Genomic DNA, 18,555 nt, shown 5'->3' with positions numbered 1-18,555 from the left:
TAAAAAGTGCTAAAAAGAACAATAAAAGTGGGACATTCTCCTGATGCTGATGATATTTTTATGTATTATGCTATTAAATTTGGCTGGATAAGCAGTGAATTTGTTTTTGAAAATTACGCATTTGATATACAAAAGCTAAACGAAATGGCACTAAAAAATGAACTAGATATATCAGCAATATCATTTGCCCTATATCCTCTAATAGCAAAAGAACAATGTCTGCTAAGAACTGGAGTTAGCTTTGGCGAAGGATATGGACCAAAGCTAATTAAAAAAAAGGGAACAAAACTAAAAGATAACTTCATAGTAGCACTAAGCGGGGCACACACGACAAATGCTCTAATATTCAAGACAAAATACAAAAATGCAAGAATAATATATAAAAACTTCCTAGATATAGAGAGTGCCGTCTTAAGCGGTGAGGCACATGCAGGAGTGTTAATACATGAATCTATTTTAGACTTTGATGATAGTTTAGAAGTTGAGTGTGAGATATGGGATATTTGGCAAGATTTAAACAAAAACAACTTACCTCTTCCGCTTGGTGGAATGTCAATTAGAAGATCAATTCCACTAAATAGTGCAATAAAATGCGAAGAAGCACTAACAAAAGCAGTCCAAATAGCAATAGATGGAAAAAAGATTCTATCAAAAATGCTACTAGATAGGAATCTTGTAAGAGTTGACGATAAAAAGTTGGAGCATTATTTGAATTTATACGCAAACAATAATTCAATAACACTAAATAATATTCAACTAGATTCGATAAATACACTATTTAAAATTGGATATGACTTTGGATTTTACAATACACCATTAGATGTGAACGATTGTTTAATACCGCTAGAATACAAAGAATTTAGAGAATCTTAAAACACAAAGGCTAATACAATCTATACATAACCCTTATTCTTATTTTTGTTTTGACCTTTGGATATGGGTAGTCTTTATAAGCAATCTGAATTGTGTGGATACTATTTTCATCAAGCATAGTATATCCACTATCTTTTAGTATCTTTAAATCACTAATATCACCATTTGGGTATAAATAAAACTCAACTACATTATATCCACTCTGCCCCATTCTACCCGCTACTTGAGGATATCGTAAATACCTCTGTGTAATCCTGCCTATACTACTTAAATTATCCTCTATAAACTTTCGCTCATCAAGGTTTAGAGAATATATTTCATCTCCATATAATTCTAAAACCTCTTTTTTAGTATTAGTTCCAAAGCTATAAATAGATGGGGATTCTCTATGTTGTGTTGGTTTTTGCACTTGTGCTAGACTTTTAGATAGCTCATTATTTGCTGGTTGTTTTTGTGCTTGTTTGATTTGTCTTTCTTGCTCTTTTTGTGGCTCTGATTGTTTTTTTATTTTAGAATCTTTTATAGCCTTTTTTTCTTGTTTTATCTCCTTTTTTTCTACTTCTTGTTTGCTATCTTGCTTTGCTAGTTTTTGTGGTTTTGGAGTATTTATATTATTTTCTACAAGCTGGTTTTTAGTTTGCTTAACTTCACTTGGAATGAATTTAAAATCCTTAATTGAGATTCTAGTTGTGCCATCTTTACTTCCTGCCTTAGGCGGTATATACAAAGTATCTCTAAACTGAACAAAAATAAGCAGAAATATAATAATGTGTAATAAGAGAGATAGAAAAAGCGATATTAAATTATTTTTCATTTTGTTGTTGTTGCAACATATCTCCAAAATGACTCACATCATACTTATCTACAAGCAATGCACCATTTTGAGAAAATACAACCAAATATCTAGTATTGTTACTCTCAAAAATAACCAACTTGCTACCTATGCAAAGTTGCGTTGTAGATATTACCTTTACTTCTTCTTTATCCTGTGGCTTAAAGAATCTAAAAGAATTCTCATTATTTATCCTGCGTTTAATATATACCAAAAATACCAACAATCCAACTAAAACTAAAATAACGCCAAAATACTGAAATAAATTTATGGATTCTAATGGTGATTTTGCCATTTCAAATGGAAATTCTTTTGTGCTATTACTCTCTCCAAACAATAAGCTACAAAATAGACAAAATAAAACAACAAGCTTCATACAACGCTAATACTTTCTCTAGTTAGATAATAAATAATAGCATTTGAATCTAATATTTCATTAACACGAATTGCGAGATTCTTCTCATATACCATAACCTCACCTTTACCTATGATTCTGCCATTAATAAAAATCTCTACACTCTCACCAGCAGGCTTTTGTAAATCAATAATAGAGCCTTTTTCAAATTTCAAAATCTCATTTAATGGAATCTTGGCTGCACCTAATTCTGACTTAAACACAACCTCCATATCCAAAAGACCACTATAATTATTCATAATACCTTCAAGGTATCTTGCTAAATCCTCTTGTCTTGGTGCTTGAATTCTAGCTAATGTAAATTCATCTGCTGGCATTTTTATCCTTATTTAGTTATGTATAAATAGCGAACACAAATTCCCTTCTAAATCAAACTGCAACGCAACATATCCATCATCTTTAAAATCACCAAAACCATAGGTATTTGGTGTTTTTATTTTAAAGTTTAGCCCTCTATGTATTGCTTGCACTTTTGCTAGACCAATTGTTAGATTTGCTAACTCTTGCGAGAGATCAATTAACGCTAAATCATCAAAAGAATCTTCTCCCAACATACCCTCTCCAAAAGTCTCTAAAAATCCCTTTGAACTCACAAATGTAATAGTATTTGTGCTACCATCTTCTAAAACTATATCTATACTTGAGAGATACCCCTCTAGCATCTTGCCCGAAACAAACTTCGGTGTCTTTCCTAGAGTATCCTCAAAAGTCTGTATAAACGCGTCTTTAATAACCTGAATCATAATTTCCCCACAAAATTAATAAAAAGCCCTAAATTATATCTAAAAAGCGTTCCAATTTAGCTTAAAAGTAGTGCCATTTCCCTTAATGCTATTACAGATTATTTTTATATTATATTTGTTGCAAATATCCATAACCAAAGATAGTCCAATTCCAAATCCACCTTGATGACCATTTGCCCTATAATATCTCTCAAAGATTCTAGGTATCAACTCTTCATCAATCCCACAACCATTATCACTAATTTCTAAAGTATTATTTGCTAGTTTTACACTAACATTCCCACCACTTGAGGTATATTTTAAAGCATTATCAAGCAAATTATCAATCACTCTTACTATGCCACTTTTATGTGCCTTTAGAAAACTTTGTGAAGCCTCTAAAGAAAGGTTTATATTTTTCTTTTCAAAAAATACCCTAAAATACTCCACTCTCTCTTTTATTAGAATCTCCATGTTTATGTCTTCAAGATTCTTATCTTGCAAATGCGGAAAACTATAAAAAATCAAATCTTGATACATATTCTCAAGGCTCTTAGCAGCCGTCTTTATTCTCTCTAGCTTTATTAAATCTTGCTTATCTAGCTTATCTACTTTAATCCTTTCTACACTCATTAATATAGCACTAAGAGGCGTATTTAGTTCATGCGTTGAGTCTCTTATGAACTTATTTAATGTCTCTATTTTATCTCCAAGTGGTTTTAAGCTAAATTTAACCAACAAATACGCCACGAATCCTATCATCACAAGAGATATAAGAAAAGAAACTAAAAGCACACTAAATAATTGTATAAACTCACTTTTTATTCCACCACTTACAACAACTATAAAAAAGTTGCCATTTTTATTTATACCATAGTGCATCTTTAAATATTCATTAAACCCTTTTTCGAATCTATGAGTTATCAAAAGTGCATTATCACCACTTATAACCAGCTTACTTCTACCTTTGTATAGCACTAAATTTCCAGTATCTTTATAAATAAAGTCTTGAATCTTTTCTCTAGCTAAAAATGTATTATTATAAACAATCTTGCCGTCTTCTCTAGTGATTGCAACTTTTATATTATTTTCTTTTGAAAACAAATCAATAATCTCTGTAAAGTTTTCATAATTATCATGTAAAGAACCCTCAAGCTCACGCAATACATCTCTCACTTCTAGTGTCCTACGCTCAAGTAAATCCCTTTCTTGTTGTTCATAAAATATATAAAACACTAACAGCAAAAAAACAAAACTTGTCAAAGCATATAAAAGACTAATATTTAAAGCGACTTTCTTTACCTCATTCATTGCTATAACAATACCCTTCGCCTCTATATGTAACTATTCTTTCTTTGCCAACTATTTGTCTTAGATTCTTAATATAAACCCTTAAGCTAAGCTCACTTGGCTCATCATCTCCCCAAAGCGTCTCATAGATATCATTTAGTGATACAAAATGTTGCTTATGTTGCAAAAGTAACTTTAAAAGCTCTCTCTCTTTTAGAGGCATTTTTTGTGCATTTCCATTTAGATACAAGATTCCATCTGACATATCAAAGCTATATCCATTATGGAAATCAACAACACAAGAACTATTTGTTCGCTTCAAAATACATTGAATCCTAAGCAACAATTCCTTAATCTCAAATGGTTTTTTTATATAATCATCACAACCGCTATTAAAGCCAACTTCCAAATCTTCAATACTTTGCAATGAAGTAATAAAAATTGCTGGCGTCATATCACCAGAATCTCTTATATATTTTAAAGCCTCAAAACCACTCATATTTGGCACCATAACATCAAGCAGCAAAACATCAAAATGATTTTCATAAATCATGCTAGTAGCCTCCAAGCCATCGCTACAACACGTAACTTCATAGCCTTCTTCAACTAGAGATTCTGATATTATCTCTTGTAGTGTAATATCATCTTCTAAAAGCATTATTTTAGCCATAACACACTACTTATCAATCTTTGTCTATAATTAGAATTACAATTAATGTCTAAAGCACTAGCATGCTTGTAACCACCATAGCCAAACGATCCAGCCTCTCTTGCTTGAAGCCTATATGCTCTATATTCTTTCATAGTCATATTATCCATAGCTAATCTTTTATTTTTGCATATTTTTTCTCTAAACTCTCTAGCATCTTTCATTTTCATATTATTCATTTTACTATGAACTGTAATTCTATAACCTTGCACTTCACTTGCTTTAATTTTTCATGCTATATTGATTAACTCTCTATCACTAATTTTAGAAAAATCATTAGCCAATACCACTGAAACCATAACTCCACTTATAAGCAGAATATTAAATAGCCTATTCACAACTTGCTCCTTATTCTAAATGTGATAAAAATATTATAAATTAAATGTGAATTAAATGTTAATTTATAGAAATTTTATACAACTTCTTTCTCTCACTTGAACTAGCTATATTTAGCTGTGTGCGATATTTTGTAATTGTTCGTCGAACTATTTTTATATTAAATTTTTCTTCTATTAACTCCAAAATTTTATTATCACTTAGTGGTTTTTGCTTATTTTCATTCTTTACTAAATCAGCTACAAATTCTTTTATTGCTGCATTTGAAGTATCCTCATCAATAGCAGTAGCAAAGAAATTTTTTAAAGGAAAGATTCCTCTATTACACTCTAGATATTTGTTTTGTATAGCTCTAGAAATTGTGCTTTGTGCATGCCCAAATTCTTCAGCTAAATCTCTTAATTTCATAGGCTTTATCTCTCCACCTTGAAAGAATTCATATTGATACTCAACAAGCATAAGCCCTATTTTATATAATGTAGCCTTCCTCATCTCTAATGCATCAACTAAATCCCTAGCTTCTTTGATTTTTGTTTTTATAAATTCATCTTTAGTGGATTTTTTATCAGTGTTTATTTCTATGCTTGGATAATATTTATCATTAATTTGCACTTGAATACTACTAGAATCTTGTAAGACTAAAATATCAGGTATTATTACATTTTCTTCTTCTAAATAATCAATAGCAGGTGGATTTTTAAAGCTTGATATAACTCTCATTGCATCTTTATATAGTGGCTCATTTTTATATTTGCCATGCTTTTCTAAATCATCTAAAATCTCACAACACAAGTCATATACACCATCATCTACATCTAAATTATCAAGCTGAAAGTAAAATGATTCAAGCAAATCTCTAGCTCCAATACCTGCTGGCTCTAAATATGCAAATCGCTTTCGTATTTTTTCTACTTCACTAATACTGCATTCTAAAGACTTTGCCAAACTCTCACAATCACCTTCAAAATATCCATATTCATCTAAATTTTCTATTATTGCTTTTGCTATTTCTTGTGATTTTTGTGTTGGGAATAATGGTGGCACAATTTGTTCTAATAACACCTCCTCTAGCCCACATTCTGCGATACAAAAATTCTCTAAAACATCACCATCAAACCCTCTATTACCCCTAGCTACCTCTCTTTTTCTTTTATGAGACGAGAAGTTTGTAGCTATATTTGATCTCACATCAAAATATGGATTATCTTTTGAAATAGAATCCAGTGTTTCTTCTAGCTCATTAATACCACTTTGTAACAAAGGTAACCAACTCTTTAGCGTTGATGATAACTTTGTTTTTAATGAAGTGGTATTTTGAGTTTTTAGCTTCATACTTTAAAATTCTCTCCCAAATAATGCTTCCTAACTAGATCATTATTGTATATTTCTTGCGAATATCCACTCGCTAGAAGCTCACCTTTATTTATAACATATGCTCTATCACATACACTCAATGTCTCTCTTACATTATGGTCTGTAATTAGCACTCCAATATTAAAGCTTAGTAGCTTTTTAATAATATTTTGAATATCTATAACAGCGATAGGATCAACCCCAGCAAAAGGCTCATCAAGCAATATAAACTTTGGCTTTTTAACTAGCACTCTTGCTATCTCAACCCTTCTTCGCTCCCCACCACTTAGACTAACTCCCTTTCTATGACGTATAGGATTTATATTAAATTCTTCTAATAAATCATCTACAACTTTTATTCTATCTTTTTCTTTTTCTATACACACTTCAGCAGCAAGAAGTAAATTATCCTCAACACTCAAATCCTTAAATACACTAGATTCCTGTGGCAAATATCCTATTCCAAGTCTTGCTCTTTTATGCAAACTAAGCTTTGTTATATCCTTATTATCAAAACAAACTTTCCCTTTTGTAGGAAACAAAAGACCACAAATAATATAAAAACTGGTTGTCTTCCCGGCACCATTTGGTCCAAGTAACCCTACAACTTCACCACTTTTTACCTCTAAAGATATATTTTGTATGATATTTGTCTTTTTGATTATTTTTGTTAGTTTCTTTGCTTCTAATTTGTGCATACTATATATTCCCTACCACATTCTTTTGGTTTTATTTCTATGCTTATGTATTTAATCCCAACTTTAGTTAGTATTGTAGCTAATTTTTTATCTCCCCACTCTACAAAGTGCCAACCATCTTTTTCTAGCTCTTCTAAAAATCCAAGCTCCAAAAGCTCTAAAACATCTCGCATATAAATATCATAGTGAAAAATACAATCTCCATAAACATGAGATAGGAGATATGTCGGAGAAGTAACTAAATTTGAACTTCCAAGATATTTCACCATTTCTTTAACCAAAGTCGTCTTTCCACTTGCCAAATCACCACTAAGCAAGTAAATCCCTCTGCTATCTTTTAGCCTAAGCTCATCACACAAAATACTTAACTCATTTTCATTAAGAATCATTTCATTCCTTATTTGGAAGAGGATTTACATTGATTGTAGTTACGCCAAAGATGTCTTGCATATCCTTAAGAAGTGGCGTATTTAAAATATCTTTAACCTCTTTTTCTATTTCTTCTTTTATTGTTGTTTTTGTATCTTGCACCACCTTATTTTCTTCTTGTTTTATTTCTTCTTTGGCAACTTTTAAAGTTGTATTTTCTCCAAAGATTTCCAAGATAAGCGGCTTAATTACAGCTCCATAACTCTTAGATAGTCTATCTTTATCATCATCTATTGCACTACTTGCCCACTCTAAGATTCCATTTTCAAAACTAACAAACTTAATATTTTTTTCAAAGATCTCACCTAAGTCATAATTTCTTTCATAAATTTTCTCAACTAAAAGCACAAACAAATCATTAGAGGTTATTTGCATATGTTGCATATGTGTAGTATCTTGTAGCTCATGGTTAGATTCTTGTTTTGATGACACTTTTGTTTCTTGTTTTAACAACACACTATTTTCTAGACTTTCTATTGCCTTATCTATTTCTTGAATCTTTAGAGATTCAATCATTTTAAAAACAACCAAAGTTAGAACAAAACTATCATCACTGCCTAAAAACAATAATTGCTTAGCTTGAGAAATGATTCTAAAGAATCTATCAACAATAATTACACTATACCTACTATCATCACCTTTTATCAACTTATCTTTTATGAACACACTCATCTCATCAAGCAACATTTCAGTTTCATAATCAAAAAATCCACTTAGTCTTTGTAATACCTCTTCTTTATTTGCTTGAAAAATCAAATCAAATAATTCGCTTAAGCTTTGCGGATTAATAAGTCCTAGCATACTAGCACAGGCATTTATTGTTATGTTATAGTTTGAATATATTATTACTTGATCTAGTAGTGTTAGAGTATCTCTAAGTGATCCTGCACCACTTCTTATTAACATTAAGAGTGCTTCTTCTTCATATTCTATATTTTCTTTGTGTAATATGAATCTTAAATGCTCCAAAATGCTTCTATCAGAGATTCTTTTGAATCTAAAGTGTTGTGTCCTGCTTAAAATAGTGGCTGGTAACTTTAATGGATCAGTTGTAGCAAGTATAAATTTCACATAAGGTGGTGGCTCTTCTAGGGTTTTCAATAGTGCATTAAATGCCTCTTTAGTTAGCATATGCACTTCATCTATGATAAATATTTTAAATCTCCCCATTGCTGGATGGTATTTTGTCTGTTCTATTAGATCTCTAATGTCATCTATTTTTCTATTTGAAGCACCATCTAGTTCTATTATATCTATATGTCGCATTTTATGAGGATTTGCTGCTTCACAATTTTTACACACTCCACATGGTTTTGAGGTAGGACCATTATCGCATTCCAAACATCTAGCAAAGATTCTTGCACTAGAAGTCTTACCACTACCTCTTAATCCAGAAAATAAATAAGCATGAGAAAGCCTCTTTCCCCCTAAAGCTAAAGATAGAGTTCTGCTAACAGATTCTTGCCCTACTAACTCATCAAAGTTAATAGGTCTATATCGCAGTGCTAAAGCTTGTGTTTGTGTATCTTCCATATGAAACCCTAAAGATTTTACTTCTGATTGTCTTTATACTTTGAGATATTTGGCTGAAACTTATAAACCTTGTTTTTCAATCTAACTAACAATCCAGTATCAATTAACTGCTTAAATGTTTTAACAACGGTTGGCTTGCTCACCCCAACATCTTGTACTATATCTTCATATGAGCCATAAAAAATATTATCTTCATTGCTATTTTCCATTAGATATTTTATTATTTCTATCTTTTTGCCACCGACAAACACAGAAATAGCATTAAATAAAATATTTTTAGATTCAATTTCGCTTGCTTGAATCTTCACCAAAACAGATCTTAAAATACATTTTAATAACTCTTCAACATCAATTGGTTTTAGTATATATCCATCAACTCTAAGCTCTATACACTCTAGCAGATAGTTAGTTTCTGTATGTGCCGTAGCCACTATTACTGAAATGTCCCAATTGCTGTTTTTCTTAATCTCCCTAATTAGCTCTATTCCATTCATTTTTGGCATCAAAATATCTGTCACCACCAAGTCTATAGGTACTTTTCCTAGAATCTCTAATGCTTCTCTACCATTTCGTGCTACATATAAATGCTCCACATAATCTTCCAAAACCATGGAAGCAAACTTTAGTATATCTTCCTCATCCTCGACATATAACACTCTTAATTTTTTTAGCATTTTTTCACTACTTTTTGGAATCACTAACCTCTCCTATTCGCTTTTTAATGGGATTGTGACTATAAATTCCGCACCATTTACGAAATCTAGCGGTATAGAAATGCCACATGCAATACTTTCAAAATCAAAATCGTCAACCCAATTTACATTTCTAACTTCAATTATCCCATGCATTTGCTTTTCTATTATTTGCTTTGACATATAAAGTCCAATCCCAGTCCCAACAGATTTATGCTTGGTTGTAAAATAAGGCTCAAACACTTTATTTATATCATCTAGCCTAATTCCACCACCATTATCTACAAACGATATTTTAACACATTCTACATCTTCACCCACAAAAACATCACTTTTATCAAGTTTAGCCATTATTCTTATATGTGAGTTTTTTATATCTCTCTCGCTAAATACATCTTCAGAGTTTTTTATAAAATTTAGCACAACTTGTGAAAAAGCACTTTTATAACCATAAATTTCTATACTATCATCACAAATAACTTGCAAATCTATTTCTTTTTGCTTTAAAAATGTAGAAATCAGCGATACAGATTCATTAATAGATGATTTTAAATTAAATCTTTCCTTTTGATATGATGCATAAAAGAATCCTCTAAAATCATCTATCGTCCTAGACATGCTTTTAGCAATTTTTAAGCCCTCTTCTACTTGAGATTCAACAAATTCTTTTGTTAGCTTTCCATTATTTACTTTAACTTTAAATGTCTGTATCAGTAATGTTAGTGCATTTAGTGGTTGCCTCCATTGATGTGCTATATTTCCTATCATTTCACCCATGCTTGCAAGTCTTGATTGCTGATACATGATTTGATCTTTTTTTCTGCTATCTAGCACCTCTTTTTCTACCATTTCTTTTAGAGATTCGTTTAATCTTTGAAGTTCTTGTGTCTTTTCTGCTACTTTTAATTCTAAGGCATTATGTAATGATTTTATGTTTCGTAATATCAAAAAACTAAGCATTAAGGTAAGAATCATAATTAAGCACATAATAACAATCACTATTTTATGCAATGCATCATATACATAACTGCTTCTATCATGCCTTATTTCTATAAGTTGCAATGTGCTATCTATTGATAAATATATTTGTTCATCAAGCAAATCAATAATGTCATTTAGCCTATCATGATTAAACCCACCATTTGCGATTCTATCTAGTTCAATTAAAAATTCATTAACTTTGGATTCTATGGCATAAAAATTATGTTGGCTATTTTCCAATATCTCTAAATTCTCTAAATTCCTATCAATACCAACTAAATGCTCATAAATCCCCAAAGTTAGTTTTGCAATTTTATTTTGATCCATTAAATCACTTTGTAAATTTGCATACTTATTCCACAAATTGTGTACCTCATCATATACTGCTGATAACTCTTCTTCTGTTTTTTGATGAAAATAATATTGTTGCGTTTTTGTTATTCTTCTTATTTTTTCTAAATACAAAATAGACTGATTATATTGAGTAAAAAAAGCATTATAATCATATGTCAAGCTTGAATAAAATATATAAGAAATCCCGGCTAAAGACAATAAACCAGAAGCGATATTAAAAACTAAGATTCTTGTCTTTGCTCCAAGTGTGCTAAATATTCTCGTTTTTTCCATTTATCTAACCATAAAAAATAATTTTAAAAACTAGCATTCTAACAATCATAAAATTAATTGTTGTTTTATAATACAAAGTGTATTATATTCGAGTTTTTAAACTTAAGACACTAAATTCTAATCAAGGAGTTTGAATATGAAAAAGATTTTGTTAGGTTTCGTTTTAGCAACTGGCTGTATGATGGCTGCTGATGGTGCTGCAATTTATAAAAAATGTATCGCTTGTCATGGTGTAAATGGTGAAAAAGTAGCTCCGGGCTCAAAAGGCAATGTTACTATTGGTGGTATGGATAAAGCTGAATTAGTAACACAACTAAAAGGGTATGTAGCTGGAACTGCTGATAACGGCGGAGCTAAAGCTATTATGTATGCTCAAGTGAAAGGTTTTACTGAAGCGGACATCGAGGCAGTAGCAGATTATATTTCAAAATTACCTAAAAAATAATTTCTACCCCCTAAACACTCTTTGGGGGTTACCACAATGCCTTATATAAAATTAGATTCAAAAAGTTTTTCTCATAATTTACACACAATAGTTAGTCAAACTAATTCTACAATAAACAATATAGCCATAGTCCTAAAAGACAATGCTTATGGTCATGGATTAATAGAAATGGCTACACTAGCAAATAAATATGGGATTACTTCTTGTTTTGTAAAGAGTGAAGTAGAAGCACACTCAATAAAACATCTATTTAAGCATATAACAATCTTATACCCAAATTTTGATAATGCAACAGAAGATAATATGTATATTTCAATTACAAGTTTAGAGACATTAAAAAAAACGCAAAATAACAAGACAATAGAATTAAAAATAGATAGTGGTATGCATAGAAATGGAATATCAAAAGATGAGATAAAAGAAGCAATAAAAATAATAAAATCCAAAAATCTGCGTTTATTTGGCGTATTTACACATAATGGATTTGCCGATGAAATTGGAAGTGAATTTTATGGACAATTCCATTATTTTACAGAAATCAAAAAAGAAATTATAAAACTATGCAAAGACAATCAAATACAAATTCCAAGATTCCACTCACTAGCCTCATCTGGTGCTTTTAGAGGTGCTAGTCTAAATAGCTCCCTGCCACAAGAACTACAAGATTCAATCTTTAGAATCGGTATTGCACTTTATGGCTACTGCACAAGTGAAATCTACAATATAAAATTAAAACCAGTCGCATCTCTTTGGGCTAAGAAAATATCAAGCAAAACATTAAAAAAAGGTTCTACCATAGGCTATGGCGGTGTATCAAAGCTAGATAGAGATTTAACAATTAGCACCTATGATATAGGCTATGGAGATGGGCTATTTAGGATAAAAAAAGACATCAATCTAACAACAAAAGAAGGATTTTCTATATTTCAAGTAGCGTCAATGGATTGTATAAGCATAGAATCCACGCTAGATGAAGTATGTATTTTTGATGATGCAACAACATGGACTAGTGCATTTTCAACAATTCCTTATGAAATTTTATCCCACTTACACGCAAATATTCCAAAAAAAATCGTATAATTTAGACTTTATTTTTGCTTAAGGGATCTAAGATGAAGTTTTCTATTTTATTTGGTGGCAAATCGTTTGAACACGAAATAAGTATTGTCAGTGCAATAGCTCTAAAAAAAATATTGGCAAATACTGATATTTTTATATTTTTAGATGATAACCATGAATTTTATTTAATTAAAAAAGAAAATATGAAATCAGTATTTTTTAGTAGCAAAAGCTACTTAAAAGAGCCAAAAATTTATCCTAAAAAAAATGGATTCTTCACAAGAACACTTTTTGGTGAAAAACAAATTCAAATACCAACAATTATAAACTTAATACACGGTGGCGATGGAGAAGATGGTGCAATTGCTTCATTATTAGACTTTTATGAAATCCCATACATAGGCCCAAGAAAAGAAGCTTGTATTTTAAGCTATGATAAAGAATTAACAAAAATGTTAGCAAATCACAGAGGTGTAAATGTACTTGATTACCAAGTTGTATTTCAAGATTCTAAAATAGAAGTAGAAAATTTCCCAGTCATAATAAAACCGGCTAGACTTGGTAGCTCTCTAGGAATCTCTATTGTAAAAAATAAAGAAGAATTAGAATACTCACTTGATAAGGCATTTGAATATGACAAAAAAGTCATAATTGAATCTTTTATACCAAATATTAAAGAATATAATCTAGCGGGATTTTTCGCAAATAAAGAGTTACACTTTTCATTTGTAGAAGAACCAAAAAAAGATGAATTTTTGGACTTCAATAAAAAATATCTAGACTTTTCACGAACCACAAATACACAACAAGCCGACATAACTACCGAAGTAGAAAATATGCTAAAGGATAATTTCTCTAAGATATATACTAATTTATTTGAAGGCGCTGTTATTAGATGTGATTTTTTTATACACAACAATACATGCTATCTAAATGAAATAAATCCAATACCCGGAAGCCTAGCAAACTATCTTTTTGCTGACTTCCCTACAACACTAAATAAAATCTCAACAAGCCTACCAAAACCAAATAACATAAAAGCAACATATAAATTTTTAAATGAAATCAAAGTTGCAAAAGGTAAATAGTGGCACAAAAAGTTATAAAAGCATTACAAGCAGAGTTTGAAATCTCATACGAACTTACAAACATAAACAACAAATCAAATACTATAATATTTTTGCATGGTTGGGGCTCAAATAAGGACATAATGAAACAAGCTTTTAAAAATACTTTAAATGATTATTGCCATTTATATGTAGATATGCCGGGCTTTGGGAAGTCAAACTTACCAATATCGCTACACACAATACAATATGCAACAATAATACAAGAACTACTAAACTCGCTAGAAATAACCCCAAATATGATAATAGGTCATAGCTTTGGTGGTAAAGTAGCCACACTCTTAAACCCAAAGATTCTAGTATTGCTAAGTAGTGCAGGAATAAAGACACAAAAAAGCATAAAAGTAAGAAGTAAAATAGCAGTTACAAAAATACTAAATAAAATTGCACCAAATCTAGCTAAAATCTTTAAAAATTCTCTCCGCTCAAAAGATGTCTATAATGCAGATGAAAATTTATACCAAACATTTAAAAATGTAGTAGATGAGGACTTTAGCGATATTTTTGAAAATTTTACAAATAAGACCTTTATCTTTTGGGGCAGAGATGACTTAATAACACCACTAACTTCAGGCAAGATAATACATTCTAAAATAAAAGATTCTAAATTTATTGAGCTAGATGGCGATCATTTCTTCTTTTTACAACAAGCTAACAAAATACAAAAAGTGCTAGATTGTTAATCTCTTAGTAATTTATTTTTTGATAGAATCTTTATTTATTTTTGAGTTTTAAGGTTATATTTTGAATAGCATTGATTTTTTCATTATGGCTACTAGATGGGTATTTCTAATTGCTCTTGGTTATTATGTAATAACAAATCTACAATGGTATCACTACAAGATTCTTAGAGTTTTATTTAAGCACCATAAGCAAAGATGGCATTTATTTTATTTTATAATACCAATTATATTTTTTGTATTAATCCCAAATGATATTTACTATTATGTAGCACTTTATGTGTATGTAGTAGCATTAATCATTTGGGCTTTCAACTTAAGTAAAAAGCTAATTGTAACTGCTAGAATCTTAAGATTCTTTGGGATATACATAGCTTTTATTATGTTTAATGAATTATTATTATTAAGCATTAATGAAAACTCTAAATTAATACAAGTAGTCTATCTTTTACCGCTTTTTATATCAATATTCCTATCATCTCTAGTAGAAAAGATTCTGCTTAATAGATATAAAAAATTAGCACAAGATACTCTAAAAAATATGCAGAATCTAAAAATAATAGCAATAACAGGTAGCTATGGTAAAACTAGTCTAAAAAATTACATAGCACAACTATTACATGATGACTTTAAAGTATATGCAACACCAAGGAGTGTAAATACTCTAACAGGAATCATAGCTGATATAAACCAAAACCTATCCCCTCTAACAGATATATACATAGTTGAAGCTGGTGCTAGAGGAGTTGGTGATATAAAAGAAATAGTAGATTTAATAGAACCACAAATAGTAGTGGTTGGCAAAGTTGGAGAAGCACATATTGAGTATTTTAAAAATATAGAAACAATCTATAAAACAAAATATGAAATATTGACAAGCAAAAGATTAGAAAAAGCCTACATATATAGTGGCAATATACAACCAGAAATAGAATTACACAATATAATAAATTTCCCAAACAATCCTACAAATGTAGAAGCTACGCTAAATGGGACAAAATTTAGCCTAGATGTAGGATACAATAAACTAAACTTTGAAACCAGGATTCTTGGGGAGTTTAATATAATAAATATAGGTGCTGCAATTGCTATTGCACATGACTTTGGTCTAAGCGATGAAAAAATAATCAAAAAAGTGCAAAAACTAGAAGCAATTAACCACAGACTTAGCAAAATCATGGTTAATGACAAGCTAATATTAGATGATAGTTACAATGGAAATCTAGATGGTATGTTAGAGGCAATTAGACTATCTTCATTACACGATAACAAAAAAATAATAGTAACACCGGGCTTGATAGAGAGCAATGAAGAATCAAATATAAAACTAGCACAAGCAATTAATGATGTATTTGATGTAGCAATTATTACTGGGGAGTTAAACTCCCAAATACTAAAAGAAAACATAACAAAAGCACAAAAAATAATAATAAAAGATAAAAACCATATTGAAAATATATTAAAATCAACAACGAAAGCTGGTGATTTGATATTATTTGCAAATGATGCACCAAGCTATATCTAGGAAGCGATATGGAATATGTATATGCACCTTGGAGAAGTGATTATTTCTCCAAAAAAGAATGCAGTTGTGTATTTTGTAATATTTCCAAAGATTCTGAACAAGATGATAAAAATCATGTCTTCTTTAGAAATAAACAAATATTTTGCGTAATGAATAAATACCCATATTCTCCAGGACATTTTTTAATAATCCCACATGCACATACAAACTCACCTGAAACAATAGATGAAGATATTTGGATTGCTATGAATCTATTTGCCAAAAAAGGTATTAGTGTATTAAAAGAATTTGGTGCTAGTGGAATTAATATTGGCATGAATCTAAACAAAGAGGGCGGTGCTGGAATCCCAGAACACATACATTTGCATCTAGTTCCAAGGTTTGGTAGTGATACTAACTTTTTTACAACAATTGCAGATTCAAGAGCTTATGGAGTAGATTTTGAAGAAGTGTTTTTAAAAATAAAAAATATATCTAAAAAATATTTTTAAACACCGCTTATGCGATGTTTAATTTTAGGGCTTCATTATCCATAATCCCTATTCCTTTATTTAGCGTATCTTGTGCAATATCTTTTGCAGCTTGCAGTGAATGCATTTTATAAGTTCCACATTGTAATTCATTTGCCTCTGGAATCTCATTTACCTTCAAAATATCTCTCATACTATCTTCCCATGCTTTTTTTACAGATTCTGCTGTTGGCTTACCTATTAAGCTCATATAAAATCCTGTTCTACAACCCATAGGAGAAATATCGATAATCTCGACACTATCGCTATTTAAATGATCTCTCATAAACCCTGCAAATAAATGCTCTAATGTATGTATCCCCTCTTGACTTAAAATTTCAACATTTGGCTTACAAAATCTCAAATCAAATACACTAATCTCATCTCCTTTTGGAGTGTGCATAACCTTCCCTAGCCTAACTGCAGGAGCTGGCATTTTTTTATGATCAACTTTAAAACTATCTAATAGTGGCATAATACTTCCTTTGTTAAATTTATTTTTATTGATTATAACAAAACTTTAGCCCTCCAAACTCTTCATATCAATGACATAGCGAAATTTCGCCTTGCCATTTGTTAAGTTTTCATAAGCTTCATTGATTTGCGTAATGTTTATAATTTCTGTCTCTGGATATATTTTATGTTTCAAAGAAAAATCCATCATCTCTTGTGTTTCTTTGATTCCGCCAATTAGTGAGCCATATACCTTCTTATTTGCAGCAAATACAAGTCTTGTAAGATCAGTTGGAATTGTCTCTCCAACAGGTGGAAGCCCAACTATTGCTAACTCACCGCCATTTTTTAGTAAATTTACATATTCCATAGGATCGTATCTTGTAGGAATAGTTGAGATAATTAGATCAAATCTCTCACTTACATTTTGTGTAGAATCATAAAGCTTTGCTACTCCAAGTTCTCTTGCTTCTTCTTCTTTGTTTTTATTTCTTGCAAAGACATAAACTTCTGCACCCATTTGCAAAGCATATTTTACAGCCATTACACCAAGTCCGCCAAATCCAGCTACTGCGACTTTATCTCCCTTTTTGACCCCACTAAATTTAAGCGGAGAATAAGTTGTAATCCCAGCACAAAGAAGAGGTGCAACTTTATCAAGCGGTGCATCTTGTGGGACATTAATAGCAAACTTTTCACTCACCACGATATTATTAGAATACCCTCCAAAAGTAGGCTCATTATTATGGAAGCAATCTTTGCAATCATAAGTAAAAACTACCTTGCCATTTTCGCAAAATTGCTCATTACTAGCCTTGCATGCCTCGCATTCTCCACAAGAATTCACCATGCAACCAACTCCTGCATAATCCCCCACTTTAAACTTGCTTACCTTTTTACCCACTGCAACTACTCTTCCTGCTATCTCATGCCCTGGCACCATTGGATAGATTCCCTCTCTCCACTCACTTCTAGCAGAGTGGATATCACTATGGCAGATTCCAGCATATAAAATTTCAATTAAAATATCACTCTCCCCCATTGCGTGGCGTGAGAAAGAAAAAGGCTTAAAAGTATCACTCTTATGTGCAACTGCATAGCCTTTAGCACTTATTCTCTTACCTTCTTTTGCTTCTTGTAAATTAGAATCTAAAAGCATATTAACTCCTTAACAAATAAAATATACAAATATTATATACTTTTTTAAGGAATAATTAATAATTTGGAAAGAAACTCTATTAAATAGGCATTTATAGCTTATAAGAAA

22 protein-coding genes are annotated in these 18,555 nt (G+C 30.8%); 7 read left to right on the top strand and 15 right to left on the bottom strand.

Annotated features, from left to right (window positions below; translation table 11 throughout):
* Nucleotides 1-6: 6 nt before the first annotated feature.
* Complete coding sequence (locus PF022_RS00110; RefSeq protein ID WP_271021310.1) at nucleotides 7-873, top strand: menaquinone biosynthesis family protein; 867 nt, start codon at nucleotides 7-9, stop codon at nucleotides 871-873.
* A gap of 10 nt (nucleotides 874-883) precedes the next feature.
* On the opposite strand, the gene PF022_RS00105 is transcribed toward PF022_RS00110, so the two are convergent.
* From PF022_RS00105 to PF022_RS00045, 13 genes are all read right to left on the bottom strand, one after another.
* Nucleotides 884-1,687 (bottom strand): energy transducer TonB, encoded by an 804-nt coding sequence (locus PF022_RS00105; RefSeq protein WP_271021311.1) that lies wholly within the window; start codon nucleotides 1,685-1,687, stop codon nucleotides 884-886.
* On the bottom strand, nucleotides 1,677-2,081 hold the full coding sequence (locus PF022_RS00100; RefSeq protein WP_271022375.1) for a hypothetical protein: 405 nt from the start codon (nucleotides 2,079-2,081) through the stop codon (nucleotides 1,677-1,679). Before PF022_RS00100 ends, PF022_RS00105 begins: the two co-directional genes overlap by 11 nt.
* Nucleotides 2,078-2,437, bottom strand: coding sequence for a flagellar motor switch protein FliN (gene fliN, locus PF022_RS00095; RefSeq protein ID WP_271021313.1), 360 nt, complete (start codon nucleotides 2,435-2,437; stop codon nucleotides 2,078-2,080). The genes PF022_RS00100 and fliN overlap by 4 nt, the downstream gene beginning before the upstream one ends.
* Before the next feature lie 12 nt (nucleotides 2,438-2,449).
* The gene (locus PF022_RS00090) at nucleotides 2,450-2,863 is read right to left on the bottom strand and encodes a hypothetical protein (protein ID WP_271021314.1); all 414 of its coding nucleotides are present in this window, start codon (nucleotides 2,861-2,863) and stop codon (nucleotides 2,450-2,452) included.
* A 39-nt stretch (nucleotides 2,864-2,902) separates the two neighbouring features.
* Complete coding sequence (locus PF022_RS00085) at nucleotides 2,903-4,153, bottom strand: sensor histidine kinase (protein ID WP_271022373.1); 1,251 nt, start codon at nucleotides 4,151-4,153, stop codon at nucleotides 2,903-2,905.
* Nucleotides 4,146-4,802, bottom strand: a complete 657-nt coding sequence (locus PF022_RS00080) for a response regulator transcription factor (protein WP_271022372.1) — start codon at nucleotides 4,800-4,802, stop codon at nucleotides 4,146-4,148. The genes PF022_RS00085 and PF022_RS00080 overlap by 8 nt, the downstream gene beginning before the upstream one ends.
* Nucleotides 4,790-5,068, bottom strand: coding sequence for a DUF1104 domain-containing protein (locus tag PF022_RS00075; RefSeq protein WP_320415071.1), 279 nt, complete (start codon nucleotides 5,066-5,068; stop codon nucleotides 4,790-4,792). The genes PF022_RS00080 and PF022_RS00075 overlap by 13 nt, the downstream gene beginning before the upstream one ends.
* A gap of 169 nt (nucleotides 5,069-5,237) precedes the next feature.
* On the bottom strand, nucleotides 5,238-6,509 hold the full coding sequence (locus tag PF022_RS00070) for an RNA polymerase factor sigma-54 (protein ID WP_271022370.1): 1,272 nt from the start codon (nucleotides 6,507-6,509) through the stop codon (nucleotides 5,238-5,240).
* Entirely contained in the window at nucleotides 6,506-7,228 is a 723-nt protein-coding gene (gene lptB, locus PF022_RS00065) for an LPS export ABC transporter ATP-binding protein (protein WP_271021319.1), read from the bottom strand. The genes PF022_RS00070 and lptB overlap by 4 nt, the downstream gene beginning before the upstream one ends.
* Complete coding sequence (tsaE, locus tag PF022_RS00060; RefSeq protein ID WP_271022368.1) at nucleotides 7,216-7,617, bottom strand: tRNA (adenosine(37)-N6)-threonylcarbamoyltransferase complex ATPase subunit type 1 TsaE; 402 nt, start codon at nucleotides 7,615-7,617, stop codon at nucleotides 7,216-7,218. Before tsaE ends, lptB begins: the two co-directional genes overlap by 13 nt.
* Nucleotide 7,618: 1 nt before the next feature.
* Nucleotides 7,619-9,190 carry a DNA polymerase III subunit gamma/tau gene (locus PF022_RS00055; protein ID WP_271022366.1) on the bottom strand — a complete coding sequence of 524 codons (1,572 nt, stop codon included), beginning with the start codon at nucleotides 9,188-9,190 and terminating at the stop codon, nucleotides 7,619-7,621.
* 17 nt (nucleotides 9,191-9,207) lie between these two features.
* The gene (locus PF022_RS00050; RefSeq protein ID WP_442908566.1) at nucleotides 9,208-9,864 is read right to left on the bottom strand and encodes a response regulator; all 657 of its coding nucleotides are present in this window, start codon (nucleotides 9,862-9,864) and stop codon (nucleotides 9,208-9,210) included.
* A gap of 33 nt (nucleotides 9,865-9,897) precedes the next feature.
* Nucleotides 9,898-11,490: a sensor histidine kinase gene (locus PF022_RS00045; protein ID WP_271021323.1), complete on the bottom strand. Its 1,593-nt coding sequence runs from the start codon at nucleotides 11,488-11,490 to the stop codon at nucleotides 9,898-9,900.
* Between the two features lie 136 nt (nucleotides 11,491-11,626).
* Here PF022_RS00045 and PF022_RS00040 point away from each other — a divergent pair, with 136 nt between their 5' ends.
* The 6 genes from PF022_RS00040 to PF022_RS00015 all read left to right on the top strand — a co-directional run bounded on the left by PF022_RS00040 (nucleotide 11,627) and on the right by PF022_RS00015 (nucleotide 16,817).
* Nucleotides 11,627-11,935 carry a c-type cytochrome gene (locus PF022_RS00040; RefSeq protein ID WP_271021324.1) on the top strand — a complete coding sequence of 103 codons (309 nt, stop codon included), beginning with the start codon at nucleotides 11,627-11,629 and terminating at the stop codon, nucleotides 11,933-11,935.
* Nucleotides 11,936-11,971: 36 nt separating this feature from the next.
* Nucleotides 11,972-13,015 carry an alanine racemase gene (locus PF022_RS00035; protein ID WP_271021326.1) on the top strand — a complete coding sequence of 348 codons (1,044 nt, stop codon included), beginning with the start codon at nucleotides 11,972-11,974 and terminating at the stop codon, nucleotides 13,013-13,015.
* Nucleotides 13,016-13,047: 32 nt separating this feature from the next.
* On the top strand, nucleotides 13,048-14,082 hold the full coding sequence (locus PF022_RS00030) for a D-alanine--D-alanine ligase (protein ID WP_271022363.1): 1,035 nt from the start codon (nucleotides 13,048-13,050) through the stop codon (nucleotides 14,080-14,082).
* Nucleotides 14,082-14,804: an alpha/beta fold hydrolase gene (locus PF022_RS00025; RefSeq protein WP_271021328.1), complete on the top strand. Its 723-nt coding sequence runs from the start codon at nucleotides 14,082-14,084 to the stop codon at nucleotides 14,802-14,804. Before PF022_RS00030 ends, PF022_RS00025 begins: the two co-directional genes overlap by 1 nt.
* Nucleotides 14,805-14,865: 61 nt before the next feature.
* Complete coding sequence (locus PF022_RS00020; RefSeq protein WP_271022361.1) at nucleotides 14,866-16,326, top strand: Mur ligase family protein; 1,461 nt, start codon at nucleotides 14,866-14,868, stop codon at nucleotides 16,324-16,326.
* An 8-nt stretch (nucleotides 16,327-16,334) separates the two neighbouring features.
* A complete protein-coding gene (locus PF022_RS00015) occupies nucleotides 16,335-16,817 on the top strand; it encodes an HIT family protein (RefSeq protein WP_271021330.1) in 483 nt (160 codons plus the stop codon).
* A 7-nt stretch (nucleotides 16,818-16,824) separates the two neighbouring features.
* On the opposite strand, the gene luxS is transcribed toward PF022_RS00015, so the two are convergent.
* Together luxS and PF022_RS00005 are read right to left on the bottom strand one after the other, a co-directional pair.
* The gene (luxS, locus tag PF022_RS00010) at nucleotides 16,825-17,310 is read right to left on the bottom strand and encodes an S-ribosylhomocysteine lyase (RefSeq protein ID WP_271021331.1); all 486 of its coding nucleotides are present in this window, start codon (nucleotides 17,308-17,310) and stop codon (nucleotides 16,825-16,827) included.
* Nucleotides 17,311-17,355: 45 nt separating this feature from the next.
* The gene (locus PF022_RS00005; RefSeq protein WP_271022358.1) at nucleotides 17,356-18,447 is read right to left on the bottom strand and encodes an NAD(P)-dependent alcohol dehydrogenase; all 1,092 of its coding nucleotides are present in this window, start codon (nucleotides 18,445-18,447) and stop codon (nucleotides 17,356-17,358) included.
* Nucleotides 18,448-18,555: the final 108 nt, after the last annotated feature.

The sequence above is a fragment of the Helicobacter sp. WB40 genome (genome assembly GCF_027859275.1).
GTDB lineage: Bacteria > Campylobacterota > Campylobacteria > Campylobacterales > Helicobacteraceae > Helicobacter_D > Helicobacter_D ibis.
This window is presented reverse-complemented; position numbering and strand designations above follow the sequence as displayed.